Origin of the sequence: Rhodococcus ruber NBRC 15591, from assembly GCF_001894945.1 — a bacterium.
Classification (GTDB): domain Bacteria; phylum Actinomycetota; class Actinomycetes; order Mycobacteriales; family Mycobacteriaceae; genus Rhodococcus; species Rhodococcus ruber.
Genome location: NZ_BCXE01000004.1, coordinates 89907 through 105511 on the forward strand (window position 1 = coordinate 89907; position 15605 = coordinate 105511).

Below are 15605 nucleotides of genomic sequence, written 5' to 3' on the forward strand. Positions count from 1 at the left end.
ACACACCGGCGAGGAGCAGCCGTATGGTGACCTATCCCTCGGGCGCGACCGCGCTCGTCACCGGCGGGGCGAGCGGGATCGGCGCGGCCTGCACGAGGCGGCTGTCCGCCGAAGGCATCCGGGTCGTCACCGCCGATGTCGCGGACGGCGCCGACGAACGCGTCGACGTCACCGACCCCGCCGCCGTCGAACGGCTGCGTACGCGACTGGGGCGGATCGACATCCTCGTCAACAGCGCCGGCGTCGTGGGACCGTCGGCGCCGCTCGTCGACACCGCACTGTCCGACTGGCACCGGACGTTCCGCATCAACGTCGACGGCACGTTCCTGATGTGCCGCGCCTTCGTTCCCGCGATGATCGACGCCGGCTGGGGCCGGGTGGTGAACCTGGCGAGCATCGCCGCCAAGGACGGCAACCCGAACCAGAGCGCCTACTCGGCGTCCAAGGCCGCGGTGATCGCGCTGACGAAGTCGCTCGGCAAGGAGATCGCGACCACCGGGGTGCTCGCCAACGTGGTTGCGCCCGCGGCTGTGGAGAGCCCGATGAACGCCGGAACGGATCCGGCGATCCTGGCGCGGTCGCAGAGCCTGACGCCGATGGCCCGGATGGGCCGGCCGGACGAGATCGCCGAACTCGTCGCCTGGTTGTCCTCGGACGCGCTGAGCTTCTCGACCGGCGCCGTGTACGACGCGAGTGGCGGCCGCGCGTCGTACTGACGGCCCGTGAGCGGGAGGATGTCGCGTCCAGCGGGAGCTTGTCGTCGGAGCTACTCGGCCGATGCCGCAGTCACGGCCCGCTCGACGCGGCCGGCCGGTCGACGCCGAGCGGAGCGCGCAGCGGACTCCCGCGGCTCAGACCAGCGGCCAGCCCGTGTACTGCTCGGCGATCAGGGTGCGTCCCGCGACGGAGCGGGTGACCGCGTCGAGCTCGGCGTCCTGCCGCTTGTTGTCGAACGGGCTGTTGCCCGGGTGGGTGTGCAACATCGACGACATCCACCACGAGAAGTGCTGGGCGCGCCACACGCGCGGCAGGACCTCTTCGGTGTAGCCGTCGAGCGGGGCGCGGTCGCCGCGGGTGAGGAACTCGTCCATCGACCGGGCGAGCACGAAGACGTCGGCGACTGCGAGGTTGAGGCCCTTGGCGCCGGTGGGCGGGACGGTGTGCGCGGCGTCGCCGGCGAGGAACAGGTTGCCGTGCTGCATGGGTTCGCACACGAAGCTGCGGAACTGCAGGATCGACTTCTCGAAGATCCGGCCGTCCTTGATCTCGGCACCCTCCCCGTCGACCCGGGCGTGCAGTTCGCTCCAGATGCGGTCGTCGGACCAGTTCGCGATGTCGTCGTCCGGATCGACCTGCAGGTAGTGCCGCTGCACGTCGGCGGTCCGGGTCGAGACGAGCGCGAAACCACGCTCGTGCCGCGCATAGATCAGTTCCTCGGACGAGCGCGGCGCCTCGGCAAGGATGCCCAGCCACGCGAACGGGTACTGCCGGAAGTGGTCGGTGCGGATCTGCGGCTCGGGAATGAGACCGCGGGTGCTCGTGCGCGAGCCGTCGCAGCCGGCGACGAGCAGGGCCTCGAGACGCTGCGGGTCGCCCTGCGGATCGGTGTAGGTGAGGTAGGGCCGATCGGTGAGGTGATCGTGGACCTGCACGTCGGAGACACCGAAGCGGATGTCGCCACCGTCGGCGAGGCGGCGCGCGATGAGGTCCTTGTTGACCTCGTGCTGCGGGTAGACGGTGACCGCCCGGCCGACGAGTTCGTCGAACGCGATGCGGTGTCCCCGGCCGCCGAAGCGGAATTCCACGCCGTGGTGCTCGTAGCCCTCGGCCTTCAGCCGGTCGCCGACCCCGGTTTCGACCATCAGGTCGACGGTGTTCTGCTCGAGCACGCCCGCACGGATGGTGGCCTCGATGTCCTCCCGCGAGCGCACCTCGAGCACGACGGACTCGATGCCGCGCAGATGCAGCAGGTGCGACAGCATCAGGCCGGCGGGGCCGGCGCCGACGATCGCGACCTGGGTGCGGGACTCGCTCATGGGAAGACTCCTCGGAAACGGGGACGATCGGTGATGCCCCTCACTGTCCGGCAGGAAGGACCACGTCGTCACCCCCTGCTTTCACTCACCGAAAGACGGCTTCAGGTCAGCCTGCGGGAGATGCCGCTCGCGGCGGCCCGCATCGCCGGGATCAGCGGCGCGGGATCCGCCTCGATCGACACCACCACCGACACCGCGGCGACGACCCGGCCGGAGCGCTCCCGGATGGGCGCCGCCATCGCCATCGTGCCGACGTTCAGGTACTCCCGGGCGATCACGACGCCGGTCCGCCGGATGTCGTCGAGCACCCGCCGGAGCCGGGACTCGTCGACGATCGTGGCGGGGGTGAAACGTTCGAGTCCGGCGTCGAGCACCTCCTGCAGCAGCTCCGTCCCGCCGTGGGCGAGCAACACCAACCCGCCGCTCGACGCGTGCAGGGGTAGCCGGCCGCCGGCCCGGCCGACGACGGGCACGGCGCCGCGCGCCGAGAGCCGCTCCACGTACAGAGCCTCGAGTCCCTCGCGGACGACGAGTTGCACGTTCTCCCGCGTCGCGTCGAACAGATCCTCGAGATAGGGCATCGCCACCTGGCGCAGACCGTGGGCCCGCGGCGCGAGGGCGCCGAGTTCCCATACCCGCACCCCGATCTGGTAGCTGCCGTCCGCCCGCCGCTCGAGCGCTCCGGCGTCGACGAGCTGACCGCACAACCGGAACACCGTCGGCAGGGGCAGTCCGGTCCGGCGGCTCAGTTCCGACTGGGTCAGGCGCGGCCGTTCGGCGGTGAACGCGCCCAGCACTGCGAAGGCACGGCCGAGCAGGGACCGATCGGGAGCATCGGGCACGCACTCATTGTGGGGTGTCCGCGCCACCGGGCGTCGAGCCGGAAGGGCGAACCGGCGGACGAGCGTCTATCGTCTTCCCGCATGCGACTGGTCGAGAAATCGAAACGGGTCATAGAGGCGCACCTGAACAACACCAGTGTCCGGGCACTGTCGGGGTCGATGGTGGCGTACGAGGGTCAGGTGCAGTTCAAGTCGGCCGGGTTCGGCGGGGGCGAGGGCGTGCTGGCCGGTCTGCGCCAGCGGGCCACCGGGGAGGGCCTGTCGCTGATGGAGTGCACCGGCAACGGTGTGGTCTATTTCGCCCACCAGGGTCAGGACGTCACGGTGCTCGAGTTGAACAACGAGACGCTGCAGGTCGAATCGGAGCAGCTGCTCGCCCTGAACGGCAATCTCGGCACGAACGTCACGTTCGCCGGGGTGCGCGGCAACATGAGCGGTCAGGGCCTGTTCACCACGACGGTCACCGGTAGCGGACAGGTCGCGCTGCTCTCGGCCGGGGGTCCGCTGATCCACCTCGAGGTCTCCCCGCAGTACCCGCTCGTCGTCGACCCGGACGCGTTCGTGTGCGCGAAGGGACAGCTGAGCCAGTCGTTCGTCACCGACGTCTCGTGGCGCACGTTCGTCGGGCAGGGCAGCGGCGAGGCGTTCTCGTTGCGGTGGGACGGCATGGGCGTCGTGTCCATCCAGCCGGCGGAGCGGTGAGGGAGAGCATGTTCTCGAAGATCAACGGCAAGGTCGTCAAGGTCGATCTGAACCAGTCCGGTCCGGTCGTCGCGCGCCGCGGGGCGATGCTGTTCTACACGGGCACGGTGCAGTTCGCACCGCACCAGGTGCCCGGCGCCGGCGGGATGCCGGGCATGGGCGGGATCGCCGGAATGGCGGGACGGATGATGCAGGGCGAGCACGAACGCACGATGCTCGCGCAGGGCAACGGCGTCGTCCACTACGGCTTCCGCGGCCTCGAGGTGCACGTGGTGGATCTGTCCGCCGGCGGTGACCTGCGGGTGGAGGCGTCGCGGCTGCTCGGCTACACCGCGAGCCTGCAGAGTTCGGTCGTGTCGATGGCGGCGCCGCCGGCAGGCGGTGGCGGCGGGGGCGGCGGCTTCCTCGGCGCTCTGCGCAACGCCGCGACGGGCATGGTGACCGGCACCGGCATGTTCACCACCCAGCTGTCGGGGCGCGGCACCGCGGTGCTGCTCGGGCACGGCGGCTTCCTCGAGCTGCAGGTGGGCGGTCCGGCCCCGGTCGTCGTCGACCCGCAGTCGTTCATCGCCGCGTCCGGACCGGTGCGGACGGAACTGAAGTCCTCCATGAGCTGGCGCAACGCCGGCCGCAGCGGCGGCGAGGGTCTTCAGCTCGAATGCACCGGTCAGGGCATCGTCTACGTGCAAGCGTCCGAGGAGAAACTGTGAGCGTCGTCCTCAATCCGTCCCATCTCGTCGGCAGCGACAACCTGCCCGGCAATCACTACGCCTTCTGCATCGACCTGCAGAGCCCGTGGTTCCTGTCCAAGGGCGCGATGATCGCCTACTACGGGCAGGTGCAGTTCACCTCGCTCACGCACGGTCTGCAGGGCCAACTCCTGCAGATGGTCGCGCATCAGTTCTCGGCGCCGCTGTACATGGGCGACTACGTCGTCGCCGAGGGGTACGGGAAGCTGATCCTCGGCGACCGGGGTTACGACATCAACTCCTACGACCTCGACGACGGCAATCTGACCATCCGGGCCGCGAACCTGCTCGCCTTCGAGCCGGGGTTGTCGCTGAACCAGTCGATCGTGCCCGGCTTCCTCACCCTGATCGGCACCGGCAAGTTCCTCGCCTCGTCGAACGGGCCGGTGATGTTCGCCGAGCCGCCCCTGCGGGTCGACCCCGAGGCGCTCGTCGGCTGGGCGGACTGCCCGTCGCCGAGCCACCACTACGACGAGGCGTGGGTGAACGGCTTCGTGGCTGCGGGGGCGCGCATGTTCGGCGTGCAGTCCGGGGAGGAACGGCAGTTCGACTTCACGGGCGCCGGGACCGTGCTCGTCCAGTCCAGCGAGAAGGTGATCGACGACAGCGCGGTCGTCCGGACCATCGAAGGACAGCTGCCCGGTCTGACCCCCGGGGGTCTGCAGCGGATCAACCAGGTGGTGGCGTCGCAGTTGCAGTCCCAGCAGCACTGAGCCGTCCCAGCAGCACTGAGCCGTCCCAGCAGCACTGAGTCGTCCCAGCAGCACTGGGCCCGGGCGCCCTGGGTCGGGACTGGGCACTTGCCCGGGGCGCCCGCTACCGAACTGTGACTACGCTCACAGGTGAGCCACACCTCATTGAGGTAAGGTTTGGTGAACCTAAGTAGTACGTCCAGGAGGGTCTCGATGATCGTCTGCAGCTGCCACGCTCTCTCGCACCGGCACATCGAGGCCCACATCGCTGCCGGCGCGCGCTGCACACGCGAGATCGGCGCGGCCTGCCGCGCGGGCACCGACTGCGGACGCTGCGTACGGAATATCTCGGCGATCGTTCGCGCATCCCGCGAGCGGGATGAGAGGATCGAACTCGAGACCGCCGTCTAGACCTGTACCCGGCGGTCGATCCGCGTTCGGTCCCCGGGAGGCGCCATGAAGGGCGACAAGAAGGTCATCGAGTACCTCAACGAGCAGCTCACCGCCGAGCTCACGGCGATCAACCAGTACTTCCTGCACTCGAAGATGCAGGACAACAACGGTTGGACGAAGCTCGCCGCGCACACCCGTGCCGAATCCTTCGAGGAGATGCGGCACGCCGAAACCCTCACCGACCGGATCCTGTTCCTCGAGGGCCTGCCCAACTACCAGCGCCTCGGCACGCTGCGGCTCGGCGAGACGGTCAAGGAGATGTTCGAGGCCGACCTGCAGGTCGAGATCGAGGCCCGCGACCGGCTCCGCAAGGGCGCCGAGTACATGCGCTCGGTCCACGACATCACCTCGGCCCGCATCTTCGAGGAGATCCTCGCGAACGAGGAAGAGCACATCGACTACCTGGAAACCCAGCTGGGCCTGCTCGAGCAGCTCGGCGAACCCCTCTACATCTCCGTGCACGTCTCACCGCCGGAGTGAGCGACAAGCGCGTCCCGATCGACAAGCAGACCCGCCCGGTGTACCGGGCGCAGATCGCGGTCGCCCAGGCGATACGCCAGGCCACGGCCGACGCCGGACTCGGGCGTCGGCTCGTGGAGCTGGTGAACATCCGCGTCTCGCAGATCAACGGCTGCGCCTACTGCCTGGACGTGCACGTCCGGGACGCCCTCCGCGAGGGCGAGACCACCCAGCGGCTGGCGGTGCTGCGGGCCTGGCGGGACACCGACCTGTTCACCGAGCAGGAGCAGGCCGCCCTCACCCTGGCCGAATCGATCACCGAGCTACCGGACAGCCGGGCCCAGGACCGGGACTACGCCTTCGCCCGCGCCCGGCTCACCGAGGACCAGCTCTCCGCGATCGCGTGGGTCGCCGTGGCCATGAACACGTTCAACCGGGTCTCGATCGTCAGCCGCCACCCCGTCCGTCCCCCGCAGGAGTAACGGCCGAACTGATTTCCCGAGCAACCATCCGGTTATCCTCGAGCAATGACGGAGACCCGGTGGCTCAGCGACGACGAGCAGCGCACCTGGCGCGCCTACCTCGACAGCACCCGCCTGCTGATGAATGCCCTGGACCGGCAGCTCACCCGGGACTCCGGCATGTCCCTCACCGACTACGAGCTGCTGGTCGCGCTCTCGGAGGCCCCCGGCCGGCGGCTGCGCATGCGGGCGCTCGCCGACGCCGTCGTCACCACCCGCAGCGGCGTCACCCGCGCGATCAGCCGCCTCGTCGACGCCGGGTGGGTCCGGCGCGTCGAATGCGACGAGGACAAGCGCGGCATGCTGGCCGAACTCACCGACGCCGGGGCCGCGAAGCTGGCCCAGGCCAGTCCCGGGCACGTCGAGGCCGTACGCTCCTACGTGTTCGACCTGCTCGGTCCCCGGGACGTGACCCGCTTCGGGGACACGTACACCGCGATGCGCACGCACCTGCTCGAGAACACCTGAACAGCCGGAGGAATGCCATGAGCGACCCGTCCGTCGTCGCCGTCCACAATCCGCAGCGCCAGCGTTACGAACTGCGCGACGGCGACACCGTCGTCGGCTACACCCAGTACCACCCCGACGGCGACGTCCAGCTCGTGTTCGACCACACCGAGGTCGACAACGCCTACTCGGGCCGGGGCCTGTCGAGCACGCTGGTGCGGTTCGCGCTCGACGACGTCCGCGCCCGCGGAAAGCGCGTCGTGGCGATCTGCCCGTTCGTCGACGGCTTCATCGACAAGCATCCCGAATACAAGGATCTCGCCGACTGAGACCCGCCGCCGGGCACCACCGCATGCCGCCCCCACCGGACGTCACCGCCGTCGCCGCCACCCTGCGACGGGCGGGGTGCGTGTTCGCGGAGGACGAGGCGCGGCTGCTGATCGACGCCGCCCGGACGCCCGGCGACCTCGCCGACTCGGTGCGCCGGCGCGCCGCCGGCGAACCGCTCGAGCACGTTCTCGGCTGGACCGAGTTCCGCGGCCTGCGCATCCACGTGACCCCCGGGGTCTTCGTCCCCCGCCGGCGCAGCGAGTTCCTCGTCGAGTGCGCCGTCGCGCTTGCCGCGCCGGGCGTCGTCGTCGACCTGTGCTGCGGATCCGGGGCGCTCGGTGCCGCGGTGGCGGCGGCCGTCGCCGACGTGGAACTGCATGCGACGGACCTCGATCCGGCAGCGGTGGAGTGCGCGGACCGCAACCTCGCCGCGCTCGGCGGCCACGTGTACGAGGGCGACCTCTACGACCCGCTGCCCGCGGGACTGCGCGGGCGCGTCCACCTCCTGCTCGCCAACGTGCCGTACGTCCCGACCGCGGACCTGGCGCTCCTGCCGGCCGACGCCCGGGAGCACGAAGCCCGCATCGCCCTCGACGGCGGTGCCGACGGCCTCGACGTGCTGCGCCGGGTGGCAGCGGCGGCCGGACGATGGCTCGCGCCGGGCGGACATCTGCTGGTCGAGTCGAGCACGCAGCAGGCCGACGGGATCGCCGCGTGCTTCGACCGGAACGGGCTGACCCCGCAGGTGGCACACAGCGACGACGACTTCGCGACCGTCGTCGTCGGCACCGCGCCGCGCTGAGCGCGGTTCAGCCGGCGCGCACGGCGCGGTTCAGCCGGCGCGCACAGCGCGGTTCAGACGGCGCGCACGGCGCGGTGCCGGCGCACGGCGTCGCGGTTCGCGCACCGCGGCGAACAGTACCGCTGCCGCCCGTTACGGGAGGTGTCCGCGTAGACGTCGTCGCACTCGTCGAGGGCGCAGCGGCCGAGTCGGTGCATGCCCCGGCCCACCAGGTGCAGGGCCGTACCGACAGAGATCAGCGCCTCGAGCACCCCGGCGAGCGAATGCTGATCGTCCCGGTAGTGCAGGTGCCAGCCGTCCCCCGCGTGATTCGTCATCCGCGGATACGCCGAAGCGGCGGCCAGCATCTCGTTGACGAGCGCGGCACGCTCGGCGTCACCGGTCGCGTCGACGATCCCGCACCAGCGTTCGAGCATCGCCTCGACGTCGCGCAGGTCGCCGGCGCCGACGGGAAAGTCGATCACCAGGCCCGCCTCGAGGCAGCGGCGCACCAGCGCGTCGACTGTCGCGGGTGGGTCGTTCACCAGCTCCGCGGCGAGGCGCACGGCATACTCGCCGTAAGGGTTGAGATGCACAATGTCATTACACCACGCTGGTGGCATGCCGACATCCCACAGCCACCACTGGACCGAGGTCTCCCGCCACCCGACGAGCGAAGGCGTGGTGCGGTATCAGCGCTGCGCATGTGGCCGCTGGCGCCTGGTCTCGACACCCCTCCGCCCCGATCCGATCGGCGTGTCGGCGACGGTCCCGGTGACGCGCCGAGCGTGAAACCCGACGCCTCGCGGAGGACAATCGCCTCCATGACCGAGCGCAAGCGGCCGGACATCACCTTCGAGTCGTGGATCGAACGCCAGATCCGCGTCGCGCAGGAGCGGGGCGACTTCGACAACCTGCGTGGCGCGGGCAAGCCGATTCCGCATCGCAGCGACGACGAGCTGTGGTGGGTCAAGGACTACCTGCGCCGGGAAGGGCTCTCGACCGAGGCCCTGCTGCCGCCCCCGCTGCAGCTGCGCAAGGAGGTCGAGCGGTTGCGCGACACCGTGCGCGACGTGCCCTCCGAGCCGGCGGTGCGGCAGATCGTCCGGGAGCTGAACCGGCGGATCGTGGACTGCCTGCGCGCACCGAGCGGTCCCCTGGTTCCCGTTCATCGGGTCGATCCGGAAGCGGTCGTCCGCCAGTGGGCCGCGGACCGGGCGGAGCTGCGGTCGACACGCGCCGAGCGGGCCGCGGCGGCGGCCGCAGCGTTGCGCGAGTACACCGCCGAGCCGCCGCGTCGACGCTGGTGGCACCGCATCCTGGGGATCCGGCCCGCGGAAACCTGACGACGCTGCGGGGACGTGTCCTCGGCGCCGCACAGCCGCGCACTTCGCAGCCACCCGCGACAGCGATCGTCGGTGCGCCTGTCGATTCGTGTCGCGGGTACCGATCCCCGCCCCGGCCGCTGCACTCGCTGAGCTGCGTGCGAGCTGACCGGCCGCGGCGCGAGAGCCGGCCCGGAAGGTGCGGCCCGATTCACAGCCGGACCTCAGGAAGGACTCAGCGTCGGCCCAGTCCTTGCCGACATTCTGAAGACACGGCAGCACCGATCACGAACCTGCCCGCAGGGAAAGGAATCGTCATAACCACCTCAGCTCCGAGGTTCCCCCACCCGGGACATCCGTCCGGGTGCGACAACAGTGCCGTCTTCCTGATGGCCGGTGGCGTTCCCGGAGCGGGTAAGAGCACCCTGCTTCGCCGGATCGAGCGCGACATCCCGGGTCTGACCGTTCTCGATCCGGAGCGCCGGGCCGAACGCCTCGCGGCCGTGCTGCCGCCGGGCCTGCCGTACCGCCGGTATCGGCCACTGGTCCATCTCGTGCACACCCTCGACGTGGTGCGCACCCTCCTGGCCGGACCGCACCGGAGCGAAGGGCCGGTGGCCGTTCACGACACCGCCACGCGCAGGCGCCGACGCGACTGGACGGCCCGCCTGGCGCGGCGACGAGGCTGGACGCCGGTGCTGGTCTTCCTCGACGTGCCCCGAGAGGTCGCGCAGGCCGGGCAGCACGCTCGCGGGCGCGTGGTGAACGAGTCGTCGTTCGCGCGGCACTGGCATCGATGGACCGTTCTGCGACCGCACCTCACCGACGAGGACGACGCCACGGCCGGAGGCCTGTGGGACCACGTCGTCCTCACCACTCGCGACGATGCGAAGAACCGGGTGTTCGGCGTGCTGACGCAGGACGGAACGGACCGCTGCGCACTCGGCAGCGGATCCCCGTGTGCGCGGTGACGATTCCGGAGCGCAACGACATCGACACTTCGGTGACGGGTGTCCCCGACGCATGCCGGGTTCACCGACGGCCCACTTCCCAGCACATCCACGGCGCACTCCCGTGGCCGCCCGAGGTTCGTCCGGTTGTGTGGGTGCGTGAACGGACGCGATGCGTCATGCCACAGCAAGGAAGGCACGACTCGATGACAGCTCCCACCCAGGACCTCGACACCGCCGCGGCGACCGCACGCGGGAATCAGCCGGACGCCGTGTGCGGACGGTCCGGAGGCGCGCGTGCGGCAGCGCTGCTCTCGACGCTCACCCGCAGGCAACGCGACATCCTGCGCCTGCGGGTGATCGAGGGGTTGTCGGTGGAGGAGTCCGCCGCCGTCCTGCGGACGACGCCTGGGGCCGTCCGTGTGGATCAGCATCGCGCGTTGTCCCGCCTTCGCGCGGCGCTGGCCGACCCCGTGCGCATGGACGCCGTCACGGGGCCGGGCGACTCCCGGTCTCGGCGGGGTGCGGTTGCGCGCCTGCCGCGTGCGTCAGCTGTTCCTCCGTGACCGCCTCACCGCGGGCGACCATGCCCGCCTCGTGCGCCAGCGGGATCTGCCGCAGGAAGCACGCGATGACGAACGCCACCAACAGGAACGGGATCAGGTACCAGAACACCGGGGCGAGGGAGTCGGCGTAGGCGTCGACCACGCCGGTGCGCACGGAGTCCGGCAGCCGGCTCAGGGCCGCGGGATCGAGCGTCGCGGTCGCCTGGCCGGCCTGCTCCGGGGAGGCCCCGGCTCCGGTGAACACGGTGGTGAGCTGCTCGGCCAGCCGGTTGGTGAAGATCGTGCCGAAGACCGCCACACCGAGGGACGCGCCCACCTCCCGGAAGTAGTTGTTGGTGCTGGTCGCGGTCCCGATCTCGGTGGGCGGCACGGCGTTCTGCACCACGAGAACGACCACCTGCATGATCAGACCCAGGCCGAAGCCGAGGGTGAACAGCATCGTGCAGATCAGCCACAGCGGCGTGCTGCCCTCGAGGGTGGTCAGCCACAACATCGCGGCGGCCGTGACGAGGGCACCGGCGATGGGATACGCCTTGTAGTGACCGGTTTTCGTGATCGCGATGCCGGAGGCGATCGAGGTGGCCATCAGGCCGGCCATCATCGGGATCATCAGCAGACCGGAGACCGCGGCCGAGGTGCCGGACGACATCTGCAGGAACGTCGGCATGAAGGCCAGCGCCGCGAACATGCCGAGACCCACGGTGAAGCCGATCGCGGTGGCGTTGACGAAGATCGGGTTGCGGAACAGCGACAGCGGGATGATCGGATCCTCGGCGCGGGACTCGACGAGGACGAAAAGACTTGCCGCGACGAGCACTCCGACGGCGAGCGCGAGGGTCAGCGGATCGGTCCAACCCCGGTCGCCACCGAAGTCCGTGAACAGGATCAGGCACGTGGTAGCGGTCGAGAGGGTGAGGACGCCGAGGAGGTCGACCTTCTTCTCGGGTCGCTTCGTGGGCAACGTGAGGGTGAACCAGGCGATCACGAAGGCGAGCACGCCGACGGGCAGGTTGATGTAGAAGGCCCAGTGCCAGGTCAGGTGGTCGACGAAGAAGCCGCCGAGCAGGGGGCCGGCGACGGCGGCCACACCGAAGACCGCACCGAGCGGACCCAGGTACTTGCCACGCTGGTCGGCCGGGACGATGTCGGCGATGATGGCCTGGGAAAGGATCATCAGGCCGCCGCCGCCGAGGCCCTGCATCGCACGGAAGATCACGAACCACCAGAAGTCGGTGGCGAAGGCACAGCCGGCGGAGGCGAGGGTGAACACCGCGATGGCGACGAGGAAGAGGGTGCGGCGGCCGAACACGTCACCGAACTTTCCGTAGATCGGCATCACGATGGTGGTCGCCAGCAGGTAGGCGGTGGTGATCCAGGCCTGGTGTTCGACGCCGCCGAGCTGCCCGACGATGGTGGGCATCGCAGTGGAGACGATGGTCTGGTCGAGGCTCGACAGCAGCATGCCGGCGATCAGCGCGGAGAAGATGAGCCAGATCCGGCGCTGCGTGAGCACCAACGGTGGTGCCGCGGGTCGGGACGACGTTGCGGTCACGGGTTTCCTGCCGTTTCGATGGGGTCGAGTCGCTGCCCGAACAGGCGCCGGACGGTGTCGAGGTTGCGGAGCAGCAGCTCCGCGAAGGGGCGATCGGTGTCGTCGCCGAAGAACTCGTCGGCGGTGTGCCGGGTGATGTCGGCGAGCGCGTAGACGACGGTCCGCGGCAGCGGATCGTCGGGAGGCAGGTTCTCTCTCCGGGCGACGACCTCGGCGAACCGCCGGAGCTGGGTCTCGCCGTTGTGCAGGATGCGGGGCAGCAGCTGTGGCTCGCGGTGGATGATGTCGTGGTACTGCTTCGCGTGCTCACGGGTGAAGTCGGTGCGCCCGATCTGGGCGAGGAGCACCGCGACGAGGTCCTGGAGCAGCGTGGGGGAGATGCCGTCCCCGTCGTGCCGTCCGGCGGCCACGAAGGCGTCCTCCTCCTCGAGGGTCAGGCTGAGCGGGGGCTCGCCGAGGACCGCGTCCTCCTTGGACGGGAAGTAGTTGAAGAAGGTGCGCCGGGAGATCTCCACCCGCTCACAGAGTTCCTCCACGGTGAACCCGGCAAGACCATGACGGGCGGTCAGCGCGCGCGCCTCGCCGACGAGCGCGGCCCGGGTGCGCTCCATCCGGCGGTTACGCCGCCCGGACGGACTTGTTGCACTTTCCTCCATGGAGTGCATATTTGCACCATCGCCCCCAGAGTGCAAAGAGGCCTGACGACTATGGGATGTTATGGTCGGTTATGGAGAATTCAAGATAGAACTCCATAAGTCTCTATACTCGCCGCATGGACCTCGAGCTCAATCCGTTCAAGCCCGGCTCCGGCCTCCGGCCGCCGGCGCTCGAGGGACGCGACGAGCAGATCGGGGCGTTCGAACTCCTCGTCGCCCGCAGCAAGCGGCAGAACTACGACCGTGGACTCATCCTGTCGGGACTGCGGGGAGTCGGGAAGACGACCCTGCTCAACGCCCTCGTCGAGCACGCCGACCGGCAGGGTTGGCTGACGATCGCCCTCGAGGCGCGACCCAACGAGGCCGGGACCAGCGCCGTCCGCGCCAAGCTCTCCCAGGAGCTGACCGTCGGACTGCGCCGTTACAGCCGCAAGCACCGGATCCAGCATGCGATCGATCCGCTCATCGATCTCGCCCGGGGTTTCTCCCTCGGCCTCGGCCTCGGGCCGGCCACCGCGAGCTTCTCCCTCGACCAGCCCCCGGCGGCCAGCGGGGACATCGACCTCGATCTCGAGGAACTCGTCGAGGCGATCACCGCCGAACTGCGGCCGAGATCCAGTGCCTTCGGATTGTTCGTCGACGAGATGCAGGACCTCGACTCCGATCTGCTGTCGGCGCTGCGCGCCGTCCAGCACCGGGCGAGCCAGCGGGAATGGCCGTTCTTCCTCATCGGTGCCGGACTGCCCAATCTTCCCGCGGTCCTGGCCGGCAACCGCTCGTACGCGGAGCGCCAGTTCCTCTACAGCACCATCGGCCCCCTCTCGCCGACCGCCGCCGCCGACGCCCTGCGGATCCCGGTGCGCCGCCAGGGCGGGGACTTCACCGACGACGCCCTCGCCGTGCTCGTCCAGGCCAGCGGGGGCTATCCGTACTTCCTGCAGGAGTTCGGGAAGGCGATCTGGAACGTCGCTCCGCACAGCCCCTTCCAGCTCGAGGATGCCGAGCTCGCCGTCGAGGTGGGCCGCCGTCACCTCGACGAGGGATTCTTCCCGTCGCGCTGGAACCGGGCCACCGACCGTGAGCGCCGCTACCTCGCCGCGCTCGCCGCCGCCGGTGAGGAGGCACCGCGGTCCGGAAAGGTCGCCCAGCTGATGGGCTCGACGGCCACCGGCGTCAGCGACGTCCGCAACTCGGCCATCCGCAAGGGCCTGATCTGGGCGCCGGAACACGGTCGCATCGCCTTCACCGTCCCGGGCATGGCCGACTTCATCCGCCGTCAGCCGGCGGAGTAACCGGGTCAGCGGCCCCGCTCGGCCACCATCCGGTCCACGGCGCGCACGCTGAGCACCTGGTCGAGAGCCATGGAGGCGCAACCGATCATCCCGGAGCGATCGCCGTGCGACCAGGGCAGGATCTGCAGGGCGCGGGTGGCCACGGACACCGCATCGCGATAGAGGGTCTCGCGCAGTCCGGCGACGAACACGTCGTAGGCCTCGGCCATGTCGCCGCCGACGACGAGCACCGCCGGGTCGAGGAGGTTGACGGCCCCGGCGATCACCTCGCCGATCCGCCGGCCGCTGTCGCGAATCATGCGGCGCGCCTCCGCATCCCCGCCGACGGCGAGGGCCACGACGTCGCGGATGTGGGTCACGTCCCGGCCCTGCTCCTGCAGGTCACGGACCAGCGCCCAGCCCCCGGCGATCGCCTCGACGCAGCCGACGTCGCCGCAGCGGCACAGGACGCCCTGCGCCGCAGCGGTCTTGGTGTGCCCGATCTCGCCGGCCGCGCCCACCGCGCCGCGCTGCAGCACACCGCCCGACACGATGCCCGCCCCGAGACCCGTGGACGCCTTGATGAGGAGCATGTCGTCGAATTTTCTTCGCTCGCCCAGCCTTTCGGCGAGGACCATGACGTTCGCGTCGTTGTCGACGAACACCGGCGCGCCGCCGAGGTCCGCGAGGAAGGGCTGCAATTCGACGCCGTCCCAGCCGGCCATCATCGGCGAATCCAGGCTGCAGCCGCGGGCCGTGTCCACGGTGCCCGGCAGACTCACCCCGATGCCGACGGTGCGGGGCGCGCCGGGACCGAGCGCGGCGCGCAGGTCGGCGAGGTGCGCGGCGACCTTCGGCATCAGCTCCCCCGGGCTCGCCCCGATCTCCTGCTCGAGGTCCTCGGTGCGGAGCAGGTCCCCGGCGAGATCGCAGACGGCGAGCTGGGTGCGGCTGCGGCCGATCGCGACGACGAGCACGATGCCCGCCCCCGCCCCGAAGGTGAGGGTGAGGGGTGGGCGTCCGCCGGTCGAGGGCCCCTCCTCCGTTTCGACGACGAGGCCGAGGTCCTGCAACGCCGCGACCCGGGCGGCGACGGCGGTGCGGGAGAGCCCGGTGTGGTGCCCGATCTCGCTTCGGGTGGTCGCGGCGCCGGCGCGGACGAGGGCGAAGACCTCGCCCGCTGTGGCGGGCGCGCTGGAGGATCGGCTCATACCGCCATTGAACCAAGGAAGCGCACCCGAGAGGGCCCGGTGCCGCACCCGGGAGCCGCACC

General features: G+C 70.3%; 20 protein-coding genes. 14 read left to right on the top strand and 6 right to left on the bottom strand.

What is annotated here, in order from left to right; all coding sequences use genetic code 11:
- Positions 1-23: 23 nt before the first annotated feature.
- Positions 24-716, top strand: a complete 693-nt coding sequence (locus RR3_RS04465; RefSeq protein WP_010594127.1) for an SDR family NAD(P)-dependent oxidoreductase — start codon at positions 24-26, stop codon at positions 714-716.
- 135 nt (positions 717-851) lie between these two features.
- Here the strand turns inward: RR3_RS04465 and RR3_RS04470 are convergent, their stop codons facing one another.
- Positions 852-2036 (bottom strand): 4-hydroxybenzoate 3-monooxygenase, encoded by a 1185-nt coding sequence (locus RR3_RS04470; protein ID WP_064066234.1) that lies wholly within the window; start codon positions 2034-2036, stop codon positions 852-854.
- Positions 2037-2137: 101 nt separating this feature from the next.
- Complete coding sequence (locus tag RR3_RS04475; RefSeq protein WP_010594129.1) at positions 2138-2878, bottom strand: IclR family transcriptional regulator; 741 nt, start codon at positions 2876-2878, stop codon at positions 2138-2140.
- 81 nt (positions 2879-2959) lie between these two features.
- Here RR3_RS04475 and RR3_RS04480 point away from each other — a divergent pair, with 81 nt between their 5' ends.
- The 9 genes from RR3_RS04480 (at position 2960) to RR3_RS04520 (ending at position 8033) form a co-directional block, all read left to right on the top strand.
- Entirely contained in the window at positions 2960-3580 is a 621-nt protein-coding gene (locus tag RR3_RS04480; protein WP_064066235.1) for an AIM24 family protein, read from the top strand.
- Between the two features lie 8 nt (positions 3581-3588).
- Positions 3589-4290 carry an AIM24 family protein gene (locus tag RR3_RS04485; protein ID WP_064066236.1) on the top strand — a complete coding sequence of 234 codons (702 nt, stop codon included), beginning with the start codon at positions 3589-3591 and terminating at the stop codon, positions 4288-4290.
- On the top strand, positions 4239-5042 hold the full coding sequence (locus RR3_RS04490; RefSeq protein WP_245339732.1) for an AIM24 family protein: 804 nt from the start codon (positions 4239-4241) through the stop codon (positions 5040-5042). The genes RR3_RS04485 and RR3_RS04490 overlap by 52 nt, the downstream gene beginning before the upstream one ends.
- 192 nt (positions 5043-5234) lie before the next feature.
- Positions 5235-5432, top strand: coding sequence for a (2Fe-2S)-binding protein (locus RR3_RS04495; protein ID WP_006944063.1), 198 nt, complete (start codon positions 5235-5237; stop codon positions 5430-5432).
- Positions 5433-5477: 45 nt separating this feature from the next.
- Positions 5478-5954, top strand: coding sequence for a bacterioferritin (bfr, locus tag RR3_RS04500; RefSeq protein WP_003938723.1), 477 nt, complete (start codon positions 5478-5480; stop codon positions 5952-5954).
- Complete coding sequence (locus RR3_RS04505; protein WP_010594133.1) at positions 5951-6415, top strand: carboxymuconolactone decarboxylase family protein; 465 nt, start codon at positions 5951-5953, stop codon at positions 6413-6415. The genes bfr and RR3_RS04505 overlap by 4 nt, the downstream gene beginning before the upstream one ends.
- A 45-nt stretch (positions 6416-6460) precedes the next feature.
- On the top strand, positions 6461-6922 hold the full coding sequence (locus RR3_RS04510; protein WP_010594134.1) for a MarR family winged helix-turn-helix transcriptional regulator: 462 nt from the start codon (positions 6461-6463) through the stop codon (positions 6920-6922).
- A gap of 17 nt (positions 6923-6939) precedes the next feature.
- Positions 6940-7230, top strand: coding sequence for a GNAT family N-acetyltransferase (locus RR3_RS04515; RefSeq protein WP_017680134.1), 291 nt, complete (start codon positions 6940-6942; stop codon positions 7228-7230).
- A gap of 23 nt (positions 7231-7253) precedes the next feature.
- The gene (locus RR3_RS04520) at positions 7254-8033 is read left to right on the top strand and encodes a putative protein N(5)-glutamine methyltransferase (RefSeq protein ID WP_064066237.1); all 780 of its coding nucleotides are present in this window, start codon (positions 7254-7256) and stop codon (positions 8031-8033) included.
- 53 nt (positions 8034-8086) lie between these two features.
- Here the strand turns inward: RR3_RS04520 and RR3_RS04525 are convergent, their stop codons facing one another.
- The gene (locus tag RR3_RS04525) at positions 8087-8608 is read right to left on the bottom strand and encodes a CGNR zinc finger domain-containing protein (RefSeq protein WP_064066238.1); all 522 of its coding nucleotides are present in this window, start codon (positions 8606-8608) and stop codon (positions 8087-8089) included.
- Positions 8609-8836: 228 nt separating this feature from the next.
- Here RR3_RS04525 and RR3_RS04530 point away from each other — a divergent pair, with 228 nt between their 5' ends.
- The 3 genes from RR3_RS04530 (at position 8837) to RR3_RS25260 (ending at position 10853) form a co-directional block, all read left to right on the top strand.
- Complete coding sequence (locus tag RR3_RS04530; RefSeq protein WP_064066239.1) at positions 8837-9358, top strand: DnaJ family domain-containing protein; 522 nt, start codon at positions 8837-8839, stop codon at positions 9356-9358.
- A gap of 368 nt (positions 9359-9726) precedes the next feature.
- On the top strand, positions 9727-10308 hold the full coding sequence (locus RR3_RS04535) for a P-loop nucleotide/nucleoside kinase family protein (RefSeq protein WP_064066240.1): 582 nt from the start codon (positions 9727-9729) through the stop codon (positions 10306-10308).
- A gap of 185 nt (positions 10309-10493) precedes the next feature.
- Positions 10494-10853 carry a sigma factor-like helix-turn-helix DNA-binding protein gene (locus tag RR3_RS25260; protein WP_064066241.1) on the top strand — a complete coding sequence of 120 codons (360 nt, stop codon included), beginning with the start codon at positions 10494-10496 and terminating at the stop codon, positions 10851-10853.
- On the opposite strand, the gene RR3_RS04545 is transcribed toward RR3_RS25260, so the two are convergent.
- Together RR3_RS04545 and RR3_RS04550 are read right to left on the bottom strand one after the other, a co-directional pair.
- Entirely contained in the window at positions 10777-12405 is a 1629-nt protein-coding gene (locus RR3_RS04545) for an MDR family MFS transporter (RefSeq protein WP_064066242.1), read from the bottom strand. The two genes, RR3_RS25260 and RR3_RS04545, sit on opposite strands and share 77 nt — an antisense overlap.
- Positions 12402-13061, bottom strand: a complete 660-nt coding sequence (locus RR3_RS04550; RefSeq protein WP_040269986.1) for a TetR family transcriptional regulator — start codon at positions 13059-13061, stop codon at positions 12402-12404. The genes RR3_RS04545 and RR3_RS04550 overlap by 4 nt, the downstream gene beginning before the upstream one ends.
- A 116-nt stretch (positions 13062-13177) precedes the next feature.
- Here RR3_RS04550 and RR3_RS04555 point away from each other — a divergent pair, with 116 nt between their 5' ends.
- Positions 13178-14353: an ATP-binding protein gene (locus RR3_RS04555; protein WP_064066243.1), complete on the top strand. Its 1176-nt coding sequence runs from the start codon at positions 13178-13180 to the stop codon at positions 14351-14353.
- Between the two features lie 5 nt (positions 14354-14358).
- Here RR3_RS04555 and RR3_RS04560 read toward each other — a convergent pair whose 3' ends face one another.
- Positions 14359-15543, bottom strand: coding sequence for an ROK family protein (locus RR3_RS04560; protein WP_010594147.1), 1185 nt, complete (start codon positions 15541-15543; stop codon positions 14359-14361).
- Between the last annotated feature and the right edge of the window lie 62 nt (positions 15544-15605).